Source organism: Flexivirga sp. G2 (assembly GCF_055397625.1).
Genome location: NZ_AP039675.1, coordinates 3,172,610 through 3,187,990 on the forward strand (window position 1 = coordinate 3,172,610; position 15,381 = coordinate 3,187,990).

General features: G+C 67.4%; 15 protein-coding genes. 6 read left to right on the top strand and 9 right to left on the bottom strand.

Going from position 1 to position 15,381, the window contains the following annotated elements:
• Nucleotides 1-40 precede the first annotated feature (40 nt).
• The 5 genes from ACZ50J_RS15395 to ACZ50J_RS15415 are packed head-to-tail and all read right to left on the bottom strand — an operon-like array spanning nucleotide 41 to nucleotide 5,109.
• Nucleotides 41-1,327, bottom strand: a complete 1,287-nt coding sequence (locus ACZ50J_RS15395; protein WP_464298032.1) for a sulfate adenylyltransferase subunit 1 — start codon at nucleotides 1,325-1,327, stop codon at nucleotides 41-43.
• A 2-nt stretch (nucleotides 1,328-1,329) separates the two neighbouring features.
• A complete protein-coding gene (gene cysD / locus ACZ50J_RS15400; protein WP_464298033.1) occupies nucleotides 1,330-2,244 on the bottom strand; it encodes a sulfate adenylyltransferase subunit CysD in 915 nt (304 codons plus the stop codon).
• Nucleotides 2,241-2,777: an adenylyl-sulfate kinase gene (cysC, locus tag ACZ50J_RS15405; RefSeq protein WP_464298034.1), complete on the bottom strand. Its 537-nt coding sequence runs from the start codon at nucleotides 2,775-2,777 to the stop codon at nucleotides 2,241-2,243. The genes cysD and cysC overlap by 4 nt, the downstream gene beginning before the upstream one ends.
• On the bottom strand, nucleotides 2,774-3,469 hold the full coding sequence (locus tag ACZ50J_RS15410; RefSeq protein ID WP_464298035.1) for a phosphoadenylyl-sulfate reductase: 696 nt from the start codon (nucleotides 3,467-3,469) through the stop codon (nucleotides 2,774-2,776). Before ACZ50J_RS15410 ends, cysC begins: the two co-directional genes overlap by 4 nt.
• On the bottom strand, nucleotides 3,466-5,109 hold the full coding sequence (locus ACZ50J_RS15415; protein ID WP_464298036.1) for a nitrite/sulfite reductase: 1,644 nt from the start codon (nucleotides 5,107-5,109) through the stop codon (nucleotides 3,466-3,468). The genes ACZ50J_RS15410 and ACZ50J_RS15415 overlap by 4 nt, the downstream gene beginning before the upstream one ends.
• A 116-nt stretch (nucleotides 5,110-5,225) precedes the next feature.
• Between ACZ50J_RS15415 and ACZ50J_RS15420 the strand changes: the two genes are divergently transcribed.
• Both ACZ50J_RS15420 and ACZ50J_RS15425 read left to right on the top strand, forming a co-directional pair.
• Nucleotides 5,226-6,146, top strand: a complete 921-nt coding sequence (locus ACZ50J_RS15420) for a DUF4439 domain-containing protein (RefSeq protein WP_464298037.1) — start codon at nucleotides 5,226-5,228, stop codon at nucleotides 6,144-6,146.
• Between the two features lie 222 nt (nucleotides 6,147-6,368).
• Nucleotides 6,369-7,238: an aminoglycoside phosphotransferase family protein gene (locus tag ACZ50J_RS15425; protein ID WP_464298038.1), complete on the top strand. Its 870-nt coding sequence runs from the start codon at nucleotides 6,369-6,371 to the stop codon at nucleotides 7,236-7,238.
• Between the two features lie 130 nt (nucleotides 7,239-7,368).
• Here the strand turns inward: ACZ50J_RS15425 and ACZ50J_RS15430 are convergent, their stop codons facing one another.
• Both ACZ50J_RS15430 and ACZ50J_RS15435 read right to left on the bottom strand, forming a co-directional pair.
• Complete coding sequence (locus ACZ50J_RS15430; RefSeq protein WP_464298039.1) at nucleotides 7,369-8,136, bottom strand: DsbA family protein; 768 nt, start codon at nucleotides 8,134-8,136, stop codon at nucleotides 7,369-7,371.
• A 105-nt stretch (nucleotides 8,137-8,241) separates the two neighbouring features.
• Entirely contained in the window at nucleotides 8,242-8,754 is a 513-nt protein-coding gene (locus ACZ50J_RS15435) for a MauE/DoxX family redox-associated membrane protein (protein ID WP_464298040.1), read from the bottom strand.
• Nucleotides 8,755-8,846: 92 nt separating this feature from the next.
• Here ACZ50J_RS15435 and ACZ50J_RS15440 point away from each other — a divergent pair, with 92 nt between their 5' ends.
• A complete protein-coding gene (locus ACZ50J_RS15440) occupies nucleotides 8,847-9,698 on the top strand; it encodes a DUF929 family protein (RefSeq protein WP_464298041.1) in 852 nt (283 codons plus the stop codon).
• Nucleotides 9,695-10,201 carry a vitamin K epoxide reductase family protein gene (locus ACZ50J_RS15445; protein WP_464298042.1) on the top strand — a complete coding sequence of 169 codons (507 nt, stop codon included), beginning with the start codon at nucleotides 9,695-9,697 and terminating at the stop codon, nucleotides 10,199-10,201. Before ACZ50J_RS15440 ends, ACZ50J_RS15445 begins: the two co-directional genes overlap by 4 nt.
• On the opposite strand, the gene ACZ50J_RS15450 is transcribed toward ACZ50J_RS15445, so the two are convergent.
• The gene (locus ACZ50J_RS15450) at nucleotides 10,157-10,864 is read right to left on the bottom strand and encodes an HAD family hydrolase (RefSeq protein WP_464298043.1); all 708 of its coding nucleotides are present in this window, start codon (nucleotides 10,862-10,864) and stop codon (nucleotides 10,157-10,159) included. The two genes, ACZ50J_RS15445 and ACZ50J_RS15450, sit on opposite strands and share 45 nt — an antisense overlap.
• 73 nt (nucleotides 10,865-10,937) lie before the next feature.
• Entirely contained in the window at nucleotides 10,938-12,713 is a 1,776-nt protein-coding gene (locus tag ACZ50J_RS15455) for a proline--tRNA ligase (protein WP_464298044.1), read from the bottom strand.
• Between the two features lie 222 nt (nucleotides 12,714-12,935).
• Here ACZ50J_RS15455 and ACZ50J_RS15460 point away from each other — a divergent pair, with 222 nt between their 5' ends.
• Together ACZ50J_RS15460 and ACZ50J_RS15465 are read left to right on the top strand one after the other, a co-directional pair.
• Nucleotides 12,936-14,099, top strand: a complete 1,164-nt coding sequence (locus ACZ50J_RS15460; protein WP_464298045.1) for an imelysin family protein — start codon at nucleotides 12,936-12,938, stop codon at nucleotides 14,097-14,099.
• Nucleotides 14,100-15,365, top strand: coding sequence for a Dyp-type peroxidase (locus ACZ50J_RS15465; RefSeq protein WP_464298046.1), 1,266 nt, complete (start codon nucleotides 14,100-14,102; stop codon nucleotides 15,363-15,365). It abuts the gene before it with no gap.
• Nucleotides 15,366-15,381: the final 16 nt, after the last annotated feature.

Here is a 15,381-nt window from a genome sequence, read left to right on the forward strand (position 1 = left end):
GCGCGTAGTGCAATGCGTGGAAGGCTGCTTGATTTCACATTCACTGCATGAGCTCGGAGCCGGTGAGTCCGGCCGCCAGGGTGGCGCCGGTGTCGGGGTCGATCACCACGAAGGCGCCGGTGGCCCGCAGTTCCGCGTAGTCGTCGACCGCCACCGGCTCCGCGAGCTGCAGACGGACGCGACCGATGTCGTTCAGCTCCAACGGTTCCGATCGCTCCTGCCACTCCAGGTCGTCGACGTGCCAGACCGCGTGTGGCGCCGCGAGGAACGCGCGCGTCGTCCTCGTGCCGACCTTGACAAGTACGCGTTGACGCGGCGTGGTCCGACGCTCGTCGAGCCAGGTGACGACGGCGTCGAGCTCCTGCGTGGTGCGGACGGGCTCGGTCGCGAGCACCTCGCCGCGTCCCACATCGAGCTCGTCGGTGAGACGGATCGTGATGGCATCACCGGACGATGCCTGCGGCACCTCTCCGGTTGCACCGTCGATACCCGCCAGCGTGGAGCTTCGTCCGCTCGGGTATGCCGTGACGGTGTCGCCGACGCGGATCGTTCCGGACGCGACGCGTCCGGCCAGCCCCCGGTAGTCGGGGTGTTCGGGAGTGCGTGGCCGAATCACCAATTGAACTGGCATCCGGAAAGGTTCGCCCTCCGCCGCCACTCGCGCCGGCAGCTGTTCCAGGACCTCGAGCAGTGGCAGCCCGGCATACCAGTCAGGACCCGGTGCGGCGACGTTCTCACCGGTGAGCGCGCTCACCGGGATGATGTGCGCGGCCTGGAGGCCGACACGTTCGGCCAGCGCGCGCACCTCGTCCGCGACCTCGGCGAAGCGGTCCTCCGACCAGTCAACGGCATCCATCTTGTTGATCGCGAAGACGACCTGCGGGACACGCAGCAGCGACAGCACGGCGGCATGCCGCCGCGTCTGCGCCGAGACGCCGTTGCGGACGTCGACGAGCACCACGGCCGCCTCCGCCGTCGACGCGCCGGTCACCGTGTTGCGGGTGTACTGCACGTGACCCGGGGTGTCGGCGAGGACGAAATTCCTTCGTGGGGTTGCGAAATAGCGGTAGGCGACGTCGATCGTGATGCCCTGCTCGCGCTCGGCCCGCAGGCCGTCGGTCAGCAGCGCAAGGTCGAACTCGGCCGCCCCGCGGCCCTGACTCGCATGCAGGGTGGCCTCGAACTGGTCGGCCAGGATCGACTTCGTGTCATGCAGGAGACGACCGACGAGGGTCGACTTGCCGTCGTCGACGGAACCGGCGATGACGAGCCGCAATTGATCGCGGTCGGCGAGCACCGCCTGCGGAGTCGTGGTCTCGAGAGTCATCTTTAGAAGTAGCCTTCCCGCTTGCGGTCTTCCATGGCGGCCTCCGACAGTCGGTCGTCGGCCCGGGTCGCACCTCGCTCGGTGAGCGTGCTGACCGAGATCTCCTCGATAACCTCGCCGACCGTCGTCGCGTCGCTGAGCACGGCGCCGGTACACGAGCCGTCGCCGACCGTGCGGTAGCGAACGCTCAACGTTTCCAACGACTCCGCGCCTCGCGGGCCGCCCCATGGACCCGGCGTGAGCCACATGCCGTCACGTTGGAATACCTCGCGACGGTGGGCGTAGTAGATGCTCGGCAACGCGACGTTCTCAGCCTCGATGTAGCGCCATACGTCCAGCTCGGTCCAGTTCGAGATCGGGAACACCCGGGTGTTCTCCCCCGGCGCGTGCCGTCCGTTGTAGATCCGCCACAACTCCGGGCGTTGCTTGCGAGGGTCCCATCCGCCGAATGCGTCTCGGACGGAGAAGATCCGTTCCTTCGCGCGCGCCCGGTCCTCGTCGCGGCGTGCGCCACCGAGCAGCGCGTCGAACTTCTGCTCCGCGATCGTGTCCAGAAGCGGCACGGTCTGCAACGGGTTGCGTGTGCCGTCCGGGCGCTCGGTCAGCCGTCCGTCCGCGATCCACTGTTCGACCTCCGCGACCACCAGTCGGTGGCCGCCCTCGGCCACCACACGGTCGCGGAAATCCAGTACCTCCGGCAGATTGTGGCCGGTGTCCACATGCAGCAGGGTGATCGGCAACGGCGCCGGGCGGATCGCCTTCCGGGCAAGGTGCAGCAGGACGGCCGAGTCCTTGCCACCACTGAACAGCAGTGCCGGTCGGTCGAATTCGGCGATCACCTCACGGATGATCTCGATCGACTCGGCCTCCAACTCGCGCAGCGACACGTCCGTCGCGGACAGGGTGGTGGTCGTCATGCGGTCTCCTTCAGATCGGTCAGCAGCGTCCCGACGACGGTCACCGCGTCGGCGAGGTCCACGTGCTCCGTGTCGATGGTCAGATCGGGTTGCAGCGGTGGCTCATAGGGGTCGTCGACACCGGTCATCCCGGTCAGCTCCCCCGCTGCGGCTTTGGCATACAGCCCCTTCACGTCCCTGCGTTGGCACTCCTGCAAGGCGGTGGCGACATACACCTCGTGGTAAGGGGTGCCGTGCTGCTCGTGGTGCCGCCGCACCGCGTCACGCGCATCGGCATACGGTGCGATGACCGGCACCAGTGCGATCACGCCGTGCCGGGCGAGCAGCTCGGCGACGAAGCCCACCCGCGTCACATGCGTGTTGCGGTCCTCTCGCGAAAATCCCAGACCCGCAGACAGATTCGTGCGCAGCTCGTCGCCGTCCAGGATCTGCACCCGGTGTCCGCGTTCGGTCAGGTCGGCCGCCAGGGCCTCGGCGATGGTGCTCTTGCCCGCCCCGGACAGGCCGGTCAGCCACACTGTCCCGCCCGTCACAGGTGGATCCCGCACTCGACCTTGTCCGTGCCGGACCAGCGTCCGGATCGGGCGTCGGCACCGGCCGCCACACGCCGCGTGCACGGTCCGCAGCCGATCGACGGATAGCCCTGTGCCAGCAGCGGATTACTGATCAACTGGTGCTCCTGGATGTATGCCGCGACGGCGTCGTCGGTCCACGCCGCGAGCGGAGCCAATTTGATCTTGTCCCGGCGCTCGTCGAACGACACCACAGCGGTGTTGCTCCGGGACGCGGATTCGACCCGTCGCAATCCCGTTGCCCACGCGTCGTATTCGTCGAGCACCTCGTCCAGTGGCTGGGTCTTGCGCAGCGCACAGCACAGGTCGGGGTCGCGCTCGTGCAGCGCGACGCCGTAGTCCGCATCCTGCTCGGCAACCGTCTGTCGTGGCGTGATCGACCGCAGGTGCACCCGGTATGACGCAGCGACGCGGTCGCGGGTCTGCAGCGTCTCGGCGAAGTGGTAGCCGGTGTCCAGGAAGATGACGTCGACGCCGGGCAGGATCGTGCTCGCCAGGTGCACCAGGACGGTGTCCTGCATCGAGCCGGCGACTGCCAGCCGCAGTCCGGAGTCGGCCGCCCAGCGCAACACGTCGGCTGCCGACGAATCCGCAAGCGTCGCAGCACCTTCGGCCGCGAGCTGTTGCAGGTCCGCTGCCGTTCGGGTGGTCATCGGAGTGACTCCTCGTCGGCCCGGACCGCCCAGTCGGAGAACGTCTCACCGTCGGCACGGTCTGTCATGAAGTTGCGGGCGACGCGCTCGATGTAGTCGCCGAGGTCCGCCGAGGTGACCTTGTGGCCACGTAGTTTCCGGCCGAAGTCGGCGCGCTGACCGAGCCGCCCACCGAGGTGCACCTGGAAGCCCTCCACCTTGTTGCCGTCCGCATCGGTGACGATCTGTCCCTTGAGACCGATGTCCGCGACCTGGACCCGGGCACACGAGTTCGCGCAACCGTTCAGATGCACGGAGATCGGGTTCTCGGGATCGATGTCGGCCAGTCGCTTCTCGAGTTCGGGCAAGAGCGAGTGGGCGCGCTGCTTGGTCTCGACGATGGCGAGCTTGCAGTACTCCACGCCGGTGCAGGCCATCAGGTTGCGCCGCCATGGCGTCGGATCGGCATTGAGGCCAAGGGGGTTCAACGCCTCGACCAGTCCGTCCACCTTGTCGTCGGCGACATCCGCGACGATCAGCTTCTGGTAGGGCGTCAGCCGCACACGGTGCGAGCCGGCAGCCTCAGCAGCGGACGCGACCGCCGCGAGCGTGGTGCCGCTGACGCGGCCGGCGACAGCGGTGAAGCCGACATACTTGCCGCCGCCGCGCTGGTCGTGGATGCCGACGTGGTCCATCTTGACGGTCGGCAGGGTCGCGGCCGGGCCGTCGGGCAGCGGCGTCTTGAGGTACTCGTTCTCGAGCACCTCACGGAACTTGGCAACGCCCCAATCGGCGACGAGGAACTTCAGCCGCGCCCGATTCCGGGACCGGCGGTAGCCGTAGTCGCGGAACAACCGCACCACCGACACCCAGACGTCGGGCACCTGTTCCAGCGTCACGAACACGCCCAGCCGCTCGGCGAGGAACGGATTCGTGGAGAGCCCGCCGCCGACGAGGAGGTCGAATCCCGGCCCGAGCTGGGGGTGTTCGACACCGACGAGGGACACGTCGTTTATCTCCGGAGCCGCGTCGGGCAGCCACGCGATCGAGCTCTTAAACTTGCGCGGCAGGTTGGACAACTCCGGGTCGCCGACATACCGCTCGTTGATCTCGGCGATCGCCGGCGTGACGTCGAGCTTCTCGTCGAGGCTCAGCCCGGCCACCGGCGAACCCATGACGACGCGCGTGCAGTCGCCACATGCCTCGGTCGTCTCCAGGCCGACCGCCTCGAGACGGCGCCAGATCTCCGGGACGTCCTCGATCGCAATCCAGTGGAACTGGACGTTCTGCCGGTCGGTGAGGTCCGCGGTATCCCGGGCGAAATCCTGGGAGATACCGGCGATGACCCGGAGTTGCTCGGTCGTCAGTGTCCCGCCGTCGATGCGGACCCGCATCATGAAGTACGGCGCCTCGAGTTCCTCGGGCGACAACGTCGCGGTCTGGCCACCGGGGATGCCGTCGCGACGCTGGGTGTAGAGCCCCCACCAGCGCATGCGGCCGCGCAGGTCATCGGCCGGAATCGACGCGAACCCCTCGCGGGCGTAGGTCTCCTCGATGCGCGCCCGTACGTTGAGACTGTCGTCGTCGCGCTTGAATTCCTCGTTATGGTTCAGCGGTTCGTGCTCGCCGAGCGCCCACTGCCCGTTCGTCTTGGTCGCCACGTCTCATAACGTTCCATTTGGACATGCAAAACGTCAAATGATGTTCAAGGAGTGGCCCCGCCGCCGTCGACGAGGCGCGCCGCTTCGAGCCGCGCCGCTCGTGCGAGGATGCGGGCATGCCGAACGTCGATCGCCGCGCCACTGTGCGCCGTCGCACGTTCCTGACCGCCGCACTCGCCGGCTCGCTCGTGGGCCTGACCGGTTGCGGCATACGCCTGGAGAGTGACGCACCTCACATCCCCGGCATCAAGAAGCAGGGACCACCCGCGGACCAGGCGGTCCTGCGCACGCTGTGGAAGCAACTCGACGCCGCCATCGGGACCGCAGCACTCGACTCCTCCGGCTGGGCGACGAAGCTCGGTGCCGTCCATCGCGCCCAGCGCACCCGCCTCACCCAGGTGATGGCAACGCAGGGTATGACGCCACCGGCTCACAAGGCGCTGCCCTCCGGACCCACCGTCGACCTGGCCGGTCTCTTCTTCGTCGAACAGCAGGGTGCGCGTCAGATCGGGTCGTATGCCGACCTGACGACCCGCAACCTGCCGATGGCCGCGGCCATCACCGTGACCCAGAATGCCGGCGCCCAACTGCTCGGTCACGGCATCGAGGCAAAGGGCGGGTCCGTGCCGAAACCCGCTGTCGTACAAGCGATCCTGCCGTCATTGCGGGCAGCCGCCTACGCGTCCGAGGTAATCATCGCCAAGACGCCGCTGGACGCCCGGAAACGCGCCGAGGCAACCGTGACCATGCTGCACGCCGCCCGGGCAACGTGGGAGGCATCGCTGGGCACGGACGTCCCGCCCTCGCCCGACGGCTACCGCCTGCCGGTCAGCCCGACGACGGACACTGCGCGACAGAAGCTGGCGCAGCGTGTGCTGACCGACCTCGTCACGGCCTGCGCGGGGCAGGCCGCAACGACACGAGGCGATCGGGCTGCTCTCATCGGCCTCACCGCGCTCTGGGCGGACGCCACCGCCCAGCTGTGGACCTGGGGAGCGGCGCCGACGCCCTTCCCCGGCATGACGCCGGTCGAGTAACGGATGGCGGAGCGAAGTGGGGGAAGCCCGCGTATCGAGAGCACTTCCGACAGGTCCCGATTCACCTGGTCTCGATACACCTCCTCCGCTTCGCTCCCCCGGCACTCGACCCACCGCTCCGACTCGCTCCCCCGGAACTCGACCCACCGCTCCGACTCGCTGCCCCGGCACTCGACCAGCTTTGACGACCTCGCTCCCAGCATCCCGAGGGCGTTCCGGGAGATGGTGCAGGGACGACCCGCCGAACCCACGATCAGCGGTGACGACTGGCTCGCGCACTTGCCGGCACAAGCGGCCGAGCTCGCCGCGGAATGGGATCTCGTCGCCGACGGTCCGGTCTGGCACGGCGTCTGCGCGATCGTCATACCGTGTCATCGCGGGACCGAGCCGGTCGTGCTCAAGATGTCCTGGCCGCACGAGGAGGCGCGACTCGAGCACCTCGCACTGCAGACCTGGGCGGGCCGCGGCGCGGTGCGCCTCCTCGCCGCCGACCCGGCCCGATGGGCGATGCTGCTCGAGCCACTGCAGCACGACCGCAACCTCGACGAACCGGATCTCCTCGAGGCATGCGAAGTCATCGGCGGTCTCATGCGCCGCCTGGACCGGCCGGCGACACCACAGTTCACCCGACTGAGTTCGGACGTCGCCCGCTGGATCCCGTTGTGTCGCAAGGGATCTCCGCACGTGCCACGGCGACTCAGCGACCAAGCAGCGAGCCTGATGACCGACCTGCAGAACGACTGCGACGGGCGACTGATCCACCAGGACCTGCACTTCCAGAACGTCCTCGCCGCCGACCGTGAGCCATGGCTGGCCATCGACCCGAAACCGTTGTCCGGCGAGTGGGCGTTCGCCGTCGCACCCGTACTGTGGAACCGCTGGGACGAGGCGACGGACGCGCACAACCTGCGCGCTCACTTGCGGCTGCGGCTCGGACTCGTCTGCGAGGCGGCCGGGATCGACGAGGACCGCGCGCTGGCGTGGAGCTTCGTGCGACTGGTCACCAACGCGATCTGGGAGGCCGAGGAGCCGCAGCCCGGCCAGGCCGAACTTTCGCGATGGATCGCCGCCGCCAAGGCCATGACGGACTGACGGCGCGGTTCCGGGTTTCGATACGCCTCCTCCGCTGCGCTCCCCCGACTACTCAACCCGCTTGGCATACGAAACGGCGGCCACACCACCCTGGGTGTGGCCGCCGTTCGCGGTCAGACGAAGCGACGAATCACTTGGTCATCTTGGCCAGGACCTTGTCCCAGGTGTTCTTCGTCTGGAGCAGCGTGGTGTAGTCGGCGGAGCTGTTCTTGATCTCCTTGCCGTTGATCTTGATGGTCGGGGTGCCCGTCACGCCGTCCTTGCCGGCCTGGGTGGCCGTCGCCTTGACGTACTTCTTGTAGGTGCCCTTGTCCACGCACGAGTTGAACTTCGTCAGCGCGGATCCGGTGATGCCGGCCTGCTTGCCGAACGTCTTGATGTTGGCGACCGTGTAGCCGGTGCCCTCCTTGGCGGGCTGCCCCGCGAAGTTCGCCTTGTGGTACTCGGCGGCCTTACCTGCATCCGCGGCGCAGTACAGACCGTTCGCCGCGATCGTCGACGCCGGCTGGTTCTGGAAGTTGTCCTCGAGGAACGTCATCAGGTGCCAGACCAACTTGATCTTCCCCGACTTCGCGTCCTGCAGGATCTGGTCGCCGTTGGCCTTCTCCAGGTCGTTGCAGATCGGGCACTGGAAGTCCTCGTAGAGGTCGACGGTGGGTGCGTTGGCCTTCAGCTTCACGTCCGGGTAGGCACGCAGACCGTGACCGCCCTTCGTGCCGCCAGTGGGAACCGCAGCGCCGGCGACCGAACCATCACTCTTGTTCGCCTGCGTGACGAAGACCGCCACGACGAGCGCCACCACCAGAACGGCGGCGACGATGCCGCCGATCAGGCCCTTGGACGGGCCGTCCTTGGGCTTGGTCGCGGCAAGCTTTTGCGATGCATCAGGGCGTGGCATGGAGTCACCTTAACTTATTTGAATTTGCAACGATTTTGGTCTGCGCTGTCACTTCGCCGTCATGGCAACGAGTGTCGGCGCCGATGAGTTCGCGGACCCGCCGGATCAGCCCCAGAGCGCGCGGTCGGCGCTCAGCTTGGTGCGGGGCCAGATGACCAGCCACGCGGCACAGAGCAGCAGGCCGACGTCTCGCAGGATGTCCCACTTGTATGCCGCCATGGTCGGGATCTTGCCGTTGTTGCCGAAGCAGCCGCACTGGATGATGATGCCGCGCGCCCACACCGAACTGATGCCGATGATGAACGCGATCATCAACAGTCCGCCGAGCACCGCAGTCATCCGGGTCATCAGGCCGATGATGAGCAACAGGCCCAGAACGATCTCCAGGAACGGCATGAAGGTGCCCCAGATGTTCGCCAGGTCGTAGGACAGGATGCGGAAGGCACGCGTGTCCATCCGGGTCGATTCCAGATCCCGCGCCTTGAGGACACCGGCGACCACGTAGGTCACGCCGAGGATCAACCGAGCGGCGACCCCGATCCACTCCATCGCCGGGTGTTGGTGCCAGCTGGGCGTCGCGGTCGCACCGGATGACATGGATCGGGTCTGGTCTGCCACGCGCCACAGAGTAAACGACTAATCTGTCGGCGCCGCGTCAGCAGGGGGCGGGCCACTGTCACCACAGTCACCGGAAAGGTCCGTACGCCACCATGTCGACACCCACCGGGCGCGAGAAGCTCGCCGCCCTCCAGGCCCAGCAAGCGCGAGCAGCCCGGCAGAAGAAGTTGCTCGCACTCACGTCGGGCGCCGTCGTCGTGGTCCTCGCGATCGTCGCCGTCTTCTATTTCGTCGGACGCAGCAACGCGAACTCGGACAACAAGAAGGCCGTCGCGAACTCCAAGCAGTCCGGCTACCTCACCACGATCCAGCGCATCCCCGCCAAGACGTATGACGCCGTCGGCGCCGGTGCTGCGTCGGGTGGACCCACTGCCGTGAAGGACACGCCGCTGACCAAGAACGGCAGGCCCGAGGTGCTCTACATCGGTGCGGAGTTCTGCCCGTTCTGTGGCATGGAGCGGTGGGCGCTGACCGCAGCGCTGTCCCGCTTCGGAACGTTCAGCGGACTCACGACGGCCGTCTCGAGCCAGAACGACAACCCGGCGAACATTCCGACGATGTCCTACCTGAAGGCGAAGTACACGAGCAAATACCTGACCTTCACGAGCTTCGAGACCGAGGACCGAAACCGCAAACCCCTGCAGACGCCCGACAAGGCCTCCTTGGCGTTGGCATCGAAGTACAGCGGAGGAAGCATTCCCTTCATCGACTACGGCAACGCTGCGATCAGCTCCGGCGCGAACTACCAGGGCGCGAGCTTCATGCAAAACGTCTCCGGCAATTACGTTGCCGCCAAGTTGAAGGACCCGAATTCCACTGAGGCGCAAGGGATTCTGGGCGCTGCCAACACCATCACCAGCCAGCTGTGCCAACTGACGAACGGCAAGCCGGCCACGGTGTGCACGTCGATCGGTGTGGCACGGGCAGGCGCTCTGAAGCGATGACCGACCTGGTGCTGCGTCACCCCCGCTGGCTGGCTCCGACGACATCGGTCCTGAGCGTCATCGGGCTGGCCGACTCGGCATACCTGACGTTCGAGCACTACAGCGGGTCGACGTCGCTGGCCTGCTCGGACAGCGGCGCGGTCGACTGCGCCAAGGTCACCACGAGCCAGTGGTCGTCGGTCGCCGGTGTGCCGGTGGCATTGCTCGGGCTGCTCTTCTTCGTCGCCATGACGGCGCTCTGCCTGCCTGCTGTATGGCGCCGCACGACGGCACTGCTGGACAACGTCCGGATCGGTGCGGCAGGCGTCGGCCTGCTGATGGTCTTCTACCTGATCTGGGCAGAGCTGGTGAAGATCCACGCGATCTGTCTGTGGTGCACCGGGGTGCACGTGATCACGGTCGTGTTGTTCTTCGTCCTGCTCGTCGGTCAGATCCTGCGCGTGCCGGAGATCGACGGATCAGTCGCCGGCCCAGTCGCTCACGACACGGAGCACGTCGAGTAGTTCATGTGCGACCGCGTCCGGGCGGGCGTCGGTCGCCACCACCTGCGCTTCCGGCAGCACCGAGTGCGGGATCCAGATCGCGCGCATGCCGACCTGTTGCGGGCCGTGCACGTCCTCGAAGAGCCGATCCCCGACGTAGACACACTTGGCCGGATCGGCGCGGACCGCGTCGGCCGCAGCGCGGAACGCCTCGTGATGCGGCTTCACCCACGGGATCTCGCTGGAGTAGACGTCGCCGTCGACCAGGTCGAGCACGCCGTCACGCTCGAACAGCGCCCGGTGGTAGTCGCGGTCCCAGATCGTGTTGGAGAGCACACCGACGCGAATACCGTTGTCCTGCAAGCCTTCCCAGACCAGACGGACCTGCGGGTCGGTCATCGTGTGCGGATCCCAGAAACTGCGGTATGCCGCGAGGCCGTCCCGGTGCGAGGAGCCGTGCACGTCTGCGCCGGCCTCGACGAGGATCTCCTCGAGGCGCGCGCTGCTGTGCTCCTCACGCGCTCGCGCCCAGGCAAGGGTCGTGGCGTCGAGCAACCGCTCTGCGAGGGCCGGGTCGCCGTACGCCGAGGCGTACGACATCGCTTCGGCCTCGAAATCGATGTCGTGCCAAGGCGTCAGCGTGCCGCCCCAGTCGAAGATGACGGCCTCAATTTGTCTGGTCATCCCTGAACTCCGAAGGATCGGGGCCCCCGCGAAGTATCGGAGCGAGGTACGAGCGGAGAACTTCGTGGGGTGATCATATTGTCTTTTCGGGCTCGCCGATCTCGGCGGTGACCTCGGCGACGGCGTCGTCGACGGAGATCTCGCGGCGCTCGCCCGAACGACGGTCCTTGAGCTCGACCTTGCCGTCCGCCAGACCCTTGCCCACGACGAGAATCGTTGGCACACCGATGAGTTCGGAGTCCTTGAACTTCACCCCCGGCGAGACCTTGCGGCGGTCGTCGAAGAGCACGTCGATGCCGGTGGCTTCCAGCGAGCGGACGATCTCTTCAGCCTTGACGAAGACCTCCTCGTCCTTGCCGGTCGCCACGACATGCACGTCGGCGGGCGCGATGTTGCGCGGCCAGATCAGCCCGCTGTCGTCCAGGTTGTCCTCGGCGATCGCGCCGACCGCGCGGGTCACGCCGAAGCCGTAGGAACCCATCGTCACGGTGACCAGCTTGCCGTGCTCGTCGAGCACCTTCAGGCCCAGCGCCTCGGCATACTTCGTGCCGAGCTGGAAGATGTGCCCCATCTCGATGCCGCGCTGCAGCTTGAGCGTGCCGTGACCGGTCGGCGAGGCATCGCCCTCGCGGATCTCCGCGGCCTGGATGGTGCCGTCGGCGGTGAAGTCGCGACCGTGGACCAGGTCGATGACGTGGTGGCCGTCCTCGTCGGCGCCGGTCACCCAGGCCGAACCGACAGCGACGGACGGGTCGAGCAGGTAGCGGATCTTGGAGGCCTTCTCCTCCCCCAGCACGCCGGGTCCGATGTAGCCCTTGGCCAGCATCGGGTATGCCGCGAAGTCCTTCTCCTCGAAGGCTGCGACCTCGGCCGGGGCCACCTTGACCTCGAGGCGCTTCGCGTCGACCTCCCGGTCACCGGGCAGGCCGATGGCCAGCGGCTCGCGGGTGCCGTCCGGGTGCACCAGCATCACGATGACGTTCTTCAGCGAGTCGGCGGCCGTCCACTCCCGGCCGTCGGTGCGAGGGTGGTCCTTGTTGAGCATCGTGACCAGCGTGTCGATGGTCGGCGTCCCGGGCGTCGATTCGACGTGCGCCGGCCCGGCGGTCACCTCGACCTCGGGCGCCTGCGACACCTCGACGGCCTCGACGTTGGCGGCGTACCCGCTGTCGTCGCGCACGAAGGTGTCCTCACCGTGCTGGCTGACCGCGAGGAACTCCTCGGACGCCGAGCCGCCCATCGCGCCCGAGTCGGCCTTGACGATGACGTATTCGAAGCCGAGCCGGTCGAAGGTGCGGATGTAGGCCTCGCGGTGCGCGTCATACGCCTTCTGCAGGCCGGCCTGGTCGACGTCGAAGGAGTAGGAGTCCTTCATGATGAACTCGCGGCCGCGCAGGATGCCGGCGCGCGGACGCGCCTCGTCGCGATATTTGTTCTGGACCTGGTAGAGCGCGAGCGGCAGGTCCTTGTAGGACGAGTACATGTCCTTGACCGTGAGGCAGAACATCTCCTCGTGGGTCGGACCGAGCAGCATGTCGGCGTCCTTGCGGTCCTTGAGCCGGAAGAGGTTGTCGCCATACTCCGTCCAGCGGTTCGTGGCCTCGTAGGGCTCCCGCGGCAGCAGCGCGGGGAATTTCACTTCCTGGCTGCCGATCCGGGCCATCTCCTCGCGGATGATCGCCTCGACCTTGCCGAGGACACGCATCCCGAGGGGCAGCCAGGTGTAGATGCCGGGCGCCACGCGACGGACGTAGCCCGCACGCACCAGGAGCTTGTGGCCCGGCAGCTCCGCGTCGGCCGGGTCCTCGCGCAGGGTTCGCAGGAACAGGGTCGACATACGCAGTGCCACGGGGGCTCCTTCGGGAAGGTGTCTCGATCAATCAGCTGTGGACAGGAGAGAAGGATATCTGCCGTGCCACGCGCCCGTGGACGCCGTTGTTCGGCCCGACCCGGGTTCGAACCTGACAGAAACCTGGGAAGACAACGACGTCCCGGTGAACTCACGACGACCCCTGGTGAACACCGTTGAAAGACGGCCGTTTTCGACATATCGACTTCATATGGTGAGCCGGTGCCGTTACACAGGAAGGGGCTGCTGGCCGCAGCATGCGTCGGGATGGCCGTTCTCACCGGCTGTGGTTCCGCAGGATCCACGACTTCGTCCGCCTCCCATCGTCCCGCCGTCCCCGAGGCCCAGGCCTCCCGCAGCCACTGCGGCGCCGGATGGACGCACGCGACGTCCGGCTCGGTGCAGGTCCGGGTGCGCAACACCGACGTCAACGCCGCCGAGGTCTACCTCGCCGACACCGCCGGCAAGCTGTATGGCGAGATCGACCCGCTCGGCCCGGGCGCGACCGCACTGCTCACGACGTCCCTCGCGGCGGGCACCTACCACCTGATCTGCTCGGTCAATGACGGCGCACCGGTCAACGGCCCGAAGGTCACGGTGACCGGCGAAGGCAGCGGAGCGCGCGGCGTCGAGCCGGTCACCTCCGCTCAACTGGCGCCGAAGGTCATCGCGTACCAACATTGGATCCGCGGCCGGCTCACCGTGTTGCAGGGCCAGACCACGACGCTCGTCACCGCGTTGCGCAGCGGCGACAGGTCGGCATCGCAGGCGGCATGGAAGAAGGCCGATCGCACCTGGAACACCATGGGCGGAGCGTATGGCGCCTTCGGTGACCTCGGCGACGCGATCGCCGGAAACACGCTGGGCTCCCGCGCCGGCGTCCGTGACCCGAAGTGGACCGGACTGCTGCGGATCGAATACGGGCTGTGGCACGGCCAGTCGCCGACGTCTCTCGGCAGGTTCGGCACCCGCCTGCAGGACGACCTCGGATCGCTCGGCAAGGACCTCAAGACCACCCAGTTCGATCCGCTCGACACCGTCCTGCGCACCCACGAGATCACCGAGGACACGCTGCAGCAGACGCTCACGGGTCGGGGCGACTACGGCGCCCATGTCGAGCTCTCCGAGGCACTCGCCCAACTGGACGGCACGTCCGAACTGCTGCAGTTGCTCAAGCCGCTGCTCGCACCCCGCTATCCGGCGCTGCCCAAGGTCACGTCGTGGATCACCAAGTCCCGCAACGACATCCGCTCTCAGCACAGCTGGACCGTGACCCCGTCCGGCGGCACTGCGGATGCCGGCCACCGACTGGTCGATGCCGATATCGCGCAACTCGCCGAACTGCTCACCCCCATCCCCACCATTCTCGAACCAAGGGTCTATTAGATGCCCGAGCTGAACCGTCGCACGATGTTGCGGGCCGGAGCCGTCACGGGCGGACTGGGTGCGGTGACCGCAGCCGTCGCTGCAGGCAGCGCCGCCGCCGCAGACAACACCCCGACACCCCCGACCGCCTACGGGCCGCGAGTCACCCCTGCCGGTGACGGCAACCCGTGGCGCCCGTTGCAGGGCTTCCACGGTGAGCACCAGAGCGGCATCCTCGGGGATCCGGTGCCGGCCGCCACGATCGTCGCGTTCGACCTGACGGTGACCGATCGCTCGGGTCTGACAGCGCTGCTGCGCACGCTCACCACGACGATCCGCTCACTGACCGCCGGCGGCATACCCACCTCGCCCGGCATCAGCACCACCGACGGCACCGGAATCCTCGGGACCAGCGCACCCGTGCGGGCGTTGGAGTCGGTCGTTGCGCTCGGCCCGGGGGTGTTCAGCGCGAAGTTCGGCCTCACGGCCGCCAAGCCGCGCCGGCTCCGGGAGATGGACACCTTCCCGAACGATGATCTCGACCCGGCCTGGTGCGGCGGCGACCTGCTGATCACGCTGCAGGGGCACGACCGCGACGTGGTCACCAACGCTCTCCGCGAAGTATGCCGAGCGACCCGCGGATCGATGCAGATCCGTTGGAAACAGGACGGATTCACCCCGTCGCCGCGACCGACCGGCCACCCGCGCAACCTGTTGGGCTTCAAGGACGGGATCGCCGGTCCGGACACCGCTTCGAAGAAGCAGACCGACACGCTGATCTGGGCGGGCGCCGGTGAACCCTCCTGGACGGCCGGCGGCAGCTACTACGTGATCCGCCGGATCCGGATGCTGGTGGAGTTCTGGGACCGGGTGTCCACCTCCGAGCAGGAGCGCATGTTCGGCCGCCGCAAGGACAGCGGCGCACCGCTGACCGGTGGTGCCGAGAACTCCCTCCCGAACTACGACAACGACCCGGGCGGCAACGCCATACCGCTGGACAGCCACATCCGGAAGGCGAACCCGCGGACCCCGCAGACGGCGAACTCACAGTTCCTCCGGCGCTCGTATTCGTATGACGCGGGCGTCGATTCCGTCGGCAACCTCGACATGGGCCTGATGTTCGGCGCATTCAACGCCGACCTGGACCGGCAGTTCGTGACGGTCCAGAAGCGCCTCGCCGACGAGCCGCTCGTCGACTACATCACCCCGGTCGGGGGCGGCTATTTCTTCGCGCTGCCCGGCGTCCGCAATCCCAAAGATTTCTACGGGAGCGCCCTGCTCGCGTAGGACCCCTGCACCACCG

Coding starts and splice junctions, on each gene's coding strand:
- ACZ50J_RS15445 (WP_464298042.1), top strand. CDS start 9,695: ATGACCGACCTGGTGCTGCGTCACCCCCGCTGGCTGGCTCCGACGACA.
- cysD (WP_464298033.1), bottom strand. CDS start 2,244: ATGACGACCACCACCCTGTCCGCGACGGACGTGTCGCTGCGCGAGTTG.
- ACZ50J_RS15440 (WP_464298041.1), top strand. CDS start 8,847: ATGTCGACACCCACCGGGCGCGAGAAGCTCGCCGCCCTCCAGGCCCAG.
- ACZ50J_RS15425 (WP_464298038.1), top strand. CDS start 6,369: ATGGTGCAGGGACGACCCGCCGAACCCACGATCAGCGGTGACGACTGG.
- ACZ50J_RS15450 (WP_464298043.1), bottom strand. CDS start 10,864: ATGACCAGACAAATTGAGGCCGTCATCTTCGACTGGGGCGGCACGCTG.
- ACZ50J_RS15465 (WP_464298046.1), top strand. CDS start 14,100: ATGCCCGAGCTGAACCGTCGCACGATGTTGCGGGCCGGAGCCGTCACG.
- ACZ50J_RS15410 (WP_464298035.1), bottom strand. CDS start 3,469: ATGACCACCCGAACGGCAGCGGACCTGCAACAGCTCGCGGCCGAAGGT.
- ACZ50J_RS15430 (WP_464298039.1), bottom strand. CDS start 8,136: ATGCCACGCCCTGATGCATCGCAAAAGCTTGCCGCGACCAAGCCCAAG.
- ACZ50J_RS15420 (WP_464298037.1), top strand. CDS start 5,226: ATGCCGAACGTCGATCGCCGCGCCACTGTGCGCCGTCGCACGTTCCTG.
- ACZ50J_RS15395 (WP_464298032.1), bottom strand. CDS start 1,327: ATGACTCTCGAGACCACGACTCCGCAGGCGGTGCTCGCCGACCGCGAT.